Consider the following 8,100-nt stretch of genomic DNA (forward strand, 5'->3'; position numbering starts at 1 on the left):
CGCGCCGCCGTCCTCGCCGGCTCCGCCCTGCGCCGCGCGGACGGCCGGTGGCACGCCCCGATCCCCGCCCTGCTGGACGCCCTCGACCCCGACGCCGTCCTGCGCCACGACGTGCACGCGCTGCGGCACGTGCCCGCGCCGCTGCACCGCGGGACCGCCGTGCTGCTCGGCGACGCGGCGCACGCCATGGAGCCGAACCTGGGGCAGGGCGCCTGCCTGGCCCTCGAGGACGCCGTCGTGCTGACCCACCTGCTCGCCGACGACGTCCCGGTCGAGCAGGCCCTGGCCCGGTACAGCGCGGCCCGGCGCCCCCGGGCGGTGACCCTGAGCCGGCTGTCCGCCCGCCTCGGGCGGGTCACGCAGGGCGGGGGGCGCGTGCGCGCCGCCGTCCGCGACGCGGCGGTCCGCCTCACCCCCGCCCCGGTGGTCCTGCGGGGCTCCGACCGTGCGGCCGGCTGGCGACCTCCGCCACCGTCCTGACGTCCGGGACCGCTGACACGAGCGGGTCGAGGGTCCAGACGGCCGTCACAGCAGCCGGCGCTGCGCCGCCCACCGCGTCAGCTCGTGCCGGGAGGACAGCTGGAGCTTGCGCAGCACCGCCGAGACGTGGGTCTCCACGGTCTTGATGGAGATGAACAGCTCCGAGGCGACCTCGCGGTAGGAGTAGCCGCGCGCGATGAGCCGCATGACCTCGCGCTCGCGCGCCGAGAGCCGGTCCAGCTCGTCGTCGCCCGTGGCGATGTCCCCGGCCGCCGCCCCGAAGGCGTCGAGCACGAAGCCCGCGAGCCGCGGAGAGAAGACGGCGTCGCCGCCCGCCACCCGGCGCGCGGCGTCCGACAGGTCCGGCCCGGAGATCGCCTTGGTCACGTAGCCGCGGGCACCCGCCCGGATGACGGCGACGACGTCCTCGGCCGCGTCGGAGACGGACAGCGCGAGGAAGCGGACCTCGCCGAGCAGGTCCGTGCACGCCTGGATGACCTCGGCGCCGCCCCCGCCGTTCCCGCCGGGCAGGTGCACGTCGAGGATGACGACGGGCGGCCGGAGCCGCCGCACCGCCTCGACGGCGGACGGGACGTCGTCGGCCTCGCCGACCACGCGGATCCGGCCGTCCAGCGACGCGCGGACCCCGGCGCGGAACATCAGGTGGTCGTCCACGAGGACGACGTCCAGGGCGTCGCCCGCCCCGCCCCCGGTCGCGGCCGATCCGGTGCTGGTTCCCTCGCTCACCGGGACACCCCCTCCTCCTCGTGCCGGGGCAGGCACAGGTGCACCTCGGTGCCCTGCCCCGGCCGGCTCTTGACCGTCGCGGTGCCCCCGCGCCGGCGCATCCGTCCGATGATGGACTCCCGGACGCCGAACCGGTCGTGCGGCACCGCGTCCAGCTCGAAGCCCTCGCCGCGGTCCCGCACGAACACCTCGACCTGATCGGGCGTGCACTCCAGGTACAGCGACAGCGGCGGCCGTCCGTGGTTCGCCGCGTTGAGCAGCGCCTCGCGCGTCGCCTGGAGCAGCGCCTCGGCGCCGTTCTCCGGGATGCAGTCGCCCACGACGACCGTGTCCACCGCGACCGCGTACCGGTCCTCCACCTCGCCGACGACGTCGCGCACCGCGTCCGCGAGGGACGTGCCGGGGCTGCTGCGGTCGTCGTACAGCCAGGCACGCAGCTCCCGCTCCTGCGCACGGGCGAGCCGGGCGACGTCGTCCGGGGCGTCGGACCGGGCGCGGATGAGCGCGAGGGTCTGCAGGACCGAGTCGTGCAGGTGGGCGGCGATGTCGGCGCGCTCGGACTCCCGCGCGCGGGCGGCGCGCTCGTCGCCGAGCTCGCGCACGAGCCGGAGCCACCACGGCGCGAGCACGAGCGCCGCCCCGACGAGCACCGCGAGCGCCGCGGAGGCCGAGCGCAGCAGCGCGTCGACCGGCTCGTCCTGGCCCACCAGGAGCACGACGCCGACCCCCACGAGCAGCACCCCGCCCGCGAGCCGCAGGACGCTGGCCGGCGTCCGGCCGCCCGCGCGGGACAGCCACCGGTCGCGCTGGACCGCGTCGAGCTGGCTCCACGCGAGCCCGGCGCCGACGAGCGCGATGAGCGTCGGCACGACCCAGGAGTAGTCGACGTCCCACCCGAAGCGGATCGCCAGCAGCAGCCCCGCGCCGCCGAGCAGGAGCACGCCCAGGCCGATGTCGGTCAGCGGCACGGGTCGCTCCGGGTCCCGCAGGCGCGGCGCGAGCCGGCTCAGCGCGGCGGGGCGCCGGTCCCCGGCCGCGCGGAGCGGGTCGCCCGAGGGCACGGTGACCCACAGGAAGACGTAGAGGACGACGCCGGTCGCGCCGAGCGGCAGGAGCAGCAGGAACAGGGCGCGGACGACGGCGACCGACACCCCCAGGTGCGCCGCCAGCCCCGCGCAGACGCCGACGGCCCACCGGCCCTCGAGGGGCCGGCGCAGCGGCAGGCGCTCGCGCGTGGGGGCGGTGGTCGTCACGAGCAGCATCGTCACACGCTGGGACGATCCCGCGGGGCCGCACGAGGCCGATCCGGGGGCCGTTCAGGGGACGGTTCCGGGTGGCCTCAGGGTCTCCGACGGCACGGATCAGGGTGACGTCAGGGGGGCAACCGATACCTGCGGCACCGGTCCCGGGAGCAGGCTGGAGCCATGGACACGACCCCGCCTCCCCCGCCGGCGAACCCCGCCGGTCAGCCTGCTGGTCACCCGGCCGGCGCGCCCTCCGGGCAGTACCCCGGTGGCGCCCCGGGAGCCGGACCGTACGCGCCGTACTCCCCGTACGCGCCGCACACCCCGCCGCGGCCGAGCGGCACCGACGCCTTCTTCGACGCGGTGCGCCGGCCCGGCATCGTGCGGAGCGAGGAGCGCTGGATCGGCGGTGTGGCCGGCGGCCTCGCGCTGCGGGCCGGGATCGACCCGCTCGTCGTCCGCGCGCTCTTCGTCCTGACCTCCTTCCTCGGCGGGCTCGGGCTGGTCGCGTACGCCGTGGCCTGGGCCCTGCTGCCGGAGCAGGTCGACGGGCGGATCCACGTGCAGCAGCTCTTCCGCGGCCACTTCGACGCGGCCCTCATCGGCATCGTCGTGCTGTTCTTCGCCGGCCTGTCCTCCCCGGACCGCTGGGTGCCGGGCTGGGGCGGCTGGTCCGGGGACCGCTGGTGGGGCGGCCTGTTCTGGCTGGGCGCGGTCGTCCTCGTCGTCGTGCTGGTGACGAGCGCCCGCCGCTCGGACGGCACGACCGGCACGACCGGCACCACCGCCTTCCGGACCCCGGCGCCGCCGACAGCCGGCACGACGACTCCACCCCCGCCCGCGCCCGGTCACGGCACGGACCCCGCGGCCACCGAGGCCGCCCGACCCACAGGGACCACCATGGACACCACCGCGCCGTACCCGACGGCGTCCCCGGCCGACGGCGGGACGCCGGACGCCACCTTCGCGCCGCACGCAGCGGCCGCGGGCACCACGTTCGCGGCGGGGAGCTCCGCCCCGACCGGCACGGCCGCCCCGACCGGCGCCGCCTACGGCGCACCCGCTGACAACGCACCTGCCTACAGCGGGCCGTCGTACGGCGCACCGGCGTACGGCGCCGGCGGTTCCGGCGCCGGGTACGGCGGCTCCGGGTACGGCGGGTCCGGCTCCGGCGGGTACGGCGGCCCGGGGACCCCGTACCCCGGCGCGCCGACCCCGGCACCCGCGACGCCGCCCGCCCCGCCGCGTCCCCGGGTCCTCGGCCCGGGCTCCACGGTCGTGAGCGTCGTCGTCGGGCTCGGCCTGCTGACGCTCGCCGGCTTCTGGTACGCCCAGCGCGTCGGCGTCTTCGACGGCTCGGTCCTGCTCGCGGCGGGCGCCGTCACGGTCGTCCTGTCCGGCATCGCCATCGTCGTCGCCGGGCTCCGCGGGCGGCACAGCGGCGCCCTCGGCACCATCGCCGTCCTGACGACCATCGCCCTCGTCCCGCTCGCCGTGCTGGAGCGCACGGACTGGACGGAGTGGAGCTGGGACGGCACGAGCGCCGGCATGGGCGAGATCCGCAACACCCCCACGACCGTCGACGAGGCCGAGCGCGGCTACTCGGTCGGTGCGGGCGAGGCGACCATCGACCTCACCGAGCTGCCTCTGCGCGCCGGCGACGTCGTCGAGATCCCCATCGCGGTGGGTGCCGGCGAGGTGACGGTCCGGATGCCGGAGGACGCCGCCTACACCGCGGACATCCAGGTGTTCGCCGGTGAGGTGATGTGGCTGGGCGAGGCGGTGCAGACCGGCGTCGGTCAGGGCCGCGAGGAGTACGAGTCCCCGGCCGTCCGGGACGGCGCCGAGCCGCAGGTCGTGCTCGACATCTCCGTCGGAGCCGGTGCCGTGAGCGTGGAGGAGGACTGACATGGCCGACGACGACGCCCGCGACCGCACCGAGCCCGACCGCACCGAGCCCGACCGGGCCGACCAGCCCTACCTGGCTGCGACCGACGGAGCCGACGGCCCCGGACCCACCAGCACCACCCCCCGCACCACCGATCACCACGAGGAGCTCACGATGGACCAGGGGACCACGGGCACGACCCGCCCCGAGGGTGCGACCACGTCCACGGGCAGGACGACGACCACGTCCACCTCCACGGGCACCCCGCGCCACGACGACGCCCCGTGGTCGGTCCCCGCGGCCGCGGCACCGTCCGGTGCGACGGCCCTGCCGACGACGCGGCCGATCGCCCGCGGCGTGCGGGTCGGGACCGTCGTGTGGGGCGTCGTGGTGATCGTCGCCGGGGCGATGCTCGCGGCGGCCGCCGCGGGGCTCGTCCTCGACGTGCAGCTCGCCGTCATCGCGACGGTCGCCCTGGCCGGCGTCGGGCTGGTCGTCGGCTCGCTCGTCTCGGCGGGCCGGCGCCGGACCCGCGAGGTCTGACGGGCCAGCGAACCGTCCCCGAGCGGGACGCAGGACGGCCGGTCGTCCTCCTGGAGGGGGAGGACGACCGGTGACGTGGAAGGGCCGCACCAGCCGAGGCTGGTGCGGCCCTTCGTCGGTGCGCCGCCTGCGTCAGGTGGGGCGGCGCATCGGTGCGGACGCCGAGGTCGTCAGGCGCCGGCACCGACGGTCTGGCGCGGCGCGGCGGCCGTGGCCGGGACCAGGGCCCGCAGGGCGTAGCCGGTGGCCACGAACAGCACACCCATGCCCGCGGCGAACGCGGCCACACCGAACGCGATCACCGAGGTGAACAGCGACGCCCGCAGGAACGAGCCGTTCATGACGCTGCCGCGCGCCGGGTCCTCACGGTCCAGCTCCGCGTAGGTCTTGCCACCGGAGCCCTCGAGCGCGTGCTTGTTGATGATGTCGGCCTGGACGTACGCGTCCAGCGGACCGTCCACCGTCTTGCCGGCGAACGCCATCGCGTCGTCCGGGATCGTGATGTTCTCCGCGACCAGCTGGCTGCGGACCGTGATCCACGTGGCCGCACCCCCGGCGACCAGGACCACACCGGCGACCATCAGCAGCACGGCGATCAGACGGACAGCCTTCGTGTTGACCAGCGTCGTGGACATCGTCCACTCCCTTCCCAGGAACCTCTCCGATCCGGGAGTCCCTGTCGGGGGCGGTCCCGGTGAGCCCTCTGCGGCTCGATGAGGCCAGTCATTCTCACGGCGGAGGCCGTGACATAGGCCCAAAGGCTCCCGGACCAAGGACCCACCCCCGCCTCCTCAGCCCCACCCCGCGAGCTCGGTACCTCTGGCCGGCCCGCCAACCGCCCTCTGCCCCACCCCGCGAACTCGGTACCTCTGCACGAGATCGGTACGCAGAGGGACCGAGCCCGTGCAGAGGTACCGAGCTCGGTGGGGCGCCAGGGGTGGGCGGGGCGAGGTGGGCGGGGCGGGGCGAGGCGAGGCGAGCGGCGTGCCCGGCGAGGCGGGACGGACGGGGCGGGGCGGTTCGGGCGTCAGATGCCGCGCAGTGCGCGGGCGCGGACGTACTCCTCGCGCGCGGCCCGCGCCGTGAGCTGCCACCCGTGCACCGGACGGTGCCGCACCGCCGCCGTCCGCAGACGCTCGAGCAGCCCCGGCTCCGTGGCGAGCCGGACGACGGCGGCCGCCATGGCGGCGTCGTCGGCGACGAGGAGGCCGTCCTCCTCGGAGGTGACGAACTCCTCCACGCCGGTCCCCCGACGCGCGACGACGACGAGCCCGGCGGTCCGTGCCTCCAGGGCCGCGATCCCGAAGGCCTCGAGCCGGGCCGGCGCGAGGAACACGTCCGCGTCGGCGTAGACGGCCGGGAGCTGCGCACGCGGCACGCGGCCCCGCAGGCGGACGACGTCGCCCAGGCCGCGCCGGTCCACCCGCCGCTGCACCGCGGACCGCGCCGGCCCGTCGCCGATGACGTCGAGCGTCAGCGACCCCGGCGGCAGGCTCCGGGCCGCGCGCGCGACGACGTCGATGAGCGCCGGGCCGCGCTTGCGGGGGGCGAGCCGCATCGTCGCGACCATCCGGAGCGGTCGGGGCCGGGACCGGCGCACCGCCTCCCGTCCGGGGGACCGCATCTCGGTCCCCGAGGCCTCGCTCACCGGTGCCCCGCTCACCGGTCCCCCGAACTCCGGCGCCCCGCTCACCGGTCCCCCGAACTCCGGCGCCCCGCTCACCGGCGCCCCGCTCTCCGGTGCGTCGCTCACCGGGACCCAGGCGTCCAGGTCGATGCCGTCCGGCACGACGGCGACCGGGGCGCCGAAGACCTGCTCGACCCGGCGCGCCGCCGGACCGCTCACCGCGCTGAGCGCCAGGGGCGCCGACCCCCACCGGGTCGCCCGCACGGCGGCCCGCAACGGCCCGACGACGCCGTCGAGCATGCAGTGCCACGTCACCGCGACCGGCAGGCCGGCGTCGACCGCGACCCGCGTGCCGTCGAAGGCGAACGGCGACAGGACGCCGGCGTGGACGTGCACGACGTCCGGGTGCAGCCGGTCCAGCAGCGCGCGCATCCGCGGCGGCGCGGCGGGGTTGACCGGCAGGTCCAGCGGCAGGCGCGTGCCGAGCCGGTGGACGAGGACGCCGCCGTCGTCCTCCGGCGGGTCGCCCGGGGCGTGGTGCCCGGCCGCCCCGGGGGTGGCGGTGAGCACGTGCACCTCGTCGCCGGCCGCGGCCTGCGCCCGCGCGAGGTCCCGGACCTGGGACTCGATGCCGCCGGTGCGCGGGGCGTAGCAGTCGGAGACGTGGACGACGATCACCGGCCCAGGCTAGACACGCCGGAACCGGTCCGGGCCGGTGCCGCTCGGCGCGGCCCCGCTCCCGGTCGGCGGAAGGAGTCGCCGGGCGGCCCCGCTCCCGGTCGGCGGAGGAGTCGCCAGGCGGCTCCTCCGCTCACCGCAGCGGCGCTCAGACGAGGATCGTCAGCGGGTTCTCCACCGCCCGGGTGAAGGCCGCCGCCCACCGGGCCGCGAGCGCGCCGTCGACCGCCCGGTGGTCCGCGGAGAGGACGCACCGCATGACCGTCCCGACCGCGAGCGTGCCGTCGACGACCACGGGCTGCTGGGTCGCCGCCCCGACCGCGAGGATCGCCGACTGCGGCGGGTTGAGGATGGCGCTGAACTCCGGCGTCCCGTACATGCCGAGGTTGGACACGGTGATCGAGCCGCCCTCGAGCTCGGACTGCTTGAGCCGGCCGGCGCGAGCCCGCTCGACGAGGTCCTTCGTGTGCCGCGACACCTCCGAGACCGGCAGGCGGTCGACGCCCCGCAGGACCGGGGTGAGCAGCCCGCCGTCGGTCGCGACGGCGATGGCGACGTCGACCCCGTCGAGCACCACCATCTCGTCCTGGGTCCACTGCACGTTCGCCTCGGGCACCGCCCGGTAGGCGGCGGCGACCGCCTTGACGACGAGGTCGTTGACGGAGACGCGCAGGTCGCCCGACTCGTTGACCTGGCGCCGCAGCTCCAGGAGGGCGTCGACGCGCGGCTCGGCCACGACGTAGAAGTGGGGGACCGTCGCCTTGCTCTCGGTGAGCCGGCGCGCGATCGCCCGGCGCATCGGGGTGTGCGGCACCCGGGTCCCGGGGGCCGGGGAGGTCGCCGCGGGCGCCGCCGCGGCAGGAGCGGCAGACGGCGCCGCGGGGGCAGCAGCC

At 76.9% G+C, this 8,100-nt stretch carries 8 protein-coding genes; 3 read left to right on the top strand and 5 right to left on the bottom strand.

Translation table 11 applies throughout. From position 1 onward, the window contains the following. Window positions 1–480, top strand: a 480-nt coding sequence (locus tag N866_RS14005; protein WP_034227413.1) for an FAD-dependent monooxygenase, incomplete at its 5' end; no start/stop codon positions are given. A gap of 45 nt (window positions 481–525) precedes the next feature. On the opposite strand, the gene N866_RS14010 is transcribed toward N866_RS14005, so the two are convergent. Together N866_RS14010 and N866_RS14015 are read right to left on the bottom strand one after the other, a co-directional pair. Then, a complete protein-coding gene (locus N866_RS14010) occupies window positions 526–1,227 on the bottom strand; it encodes a LuxR C-terminal-related transcriptional regulator (RefSeq protein ID WP_081802659.1) in 702 nt (233 codons plus the stop codon). Next, window positions 1,224–2,489, bottom strand: coding sequence for an ATP-binding protein (locus N866_RS14015; protein ID WP_052023075.1), 1,266 nt, complete (start codon window positions 2,487–2,489; stop codon window positions 1,224–1,226). Before N866_RS14015 ends, N866_RS14010 begins: the two co-directional genes overlap by 4 nt. Window positions 2,490–2,651: 162 nt before the next feature. On the opposite strand from N866_RS14015, the gene N866_RS14020 reads away from it, so the two are divergent. Beyond that, entirely contained in the window at window positions 2,652–4,379 is a 1,728-nt protein-coding gene (locus tag N866_RS14020) for a PspC domain-containing protein (RefSeq protein ID WP_034227414.1), read from the top strand. 1 nt (window position 4,380) lies between these two features. Beyond that, the gene (locus N866_RS14025; protein ID WP_034227416.1) at window positions 4,381–4,902 is read left to right on the top strand and encodes a hypothetical protein; all 522 of its coding nucleotides are present in this window, start codon (window positions 4,381–4,383) and stop codon (window positions 4,900–4,902) included. Between the two features lie 170 nt (window positions 4,903–5,072). Here N866_RS14025 and N866_RS14030 read toward each other — a convergent pair whose 3' ends face one another. The 3 genes from N866_RS14030 to N866_RS14040 all read right to left on the bottom strand — a co-directional run. Continuing rightward, window positions 5,073–5,537 (bottom strand): hypothetical protein, encoded by a 465-nt coding sequence (locus N866_RS14030; RefSeq protein WP_034227420.1) that lies wholly within the window; start codon window positions 5,535–5,537, stop codon window positions 5,073–5,075. A gap of 392 nt (window positions 5,538–5,929) precedes the next feature. Continuing rightward, window positions 5,930–7,207: a glycosyltransferase family 4 protein gene (locus N866_RS22450; protein ID WP_034227421.1), complete on the bottom strand. Its 1,278-nt coding sequence runs from the start codon at window positions 7,205–7,207 to the stop codon at window positions 5,930–5,932. Window positions 7,208–7,355: 148 nt separating this feature from the next. Further along, window positions 7,356–8,100, bottom strand: a 745-nt coding sequence (locus N866_RS14040) for a dihydrolipoamide acetyltransferase family protein (protein WP_162177322.1), incomplete at its 5' end; no start/stop codon positions are given.

The organism is Actinotalea ferrariae CF5-4, assembly GCF_000603945.1.
GTDB classification, from domain to species: domain Bacteria; phylum Actinomycetota; class Actinomycetes; order Actinomycetales; family Cellulomonadaceae; genus Actinotalea; species Actinotalea ferrariae.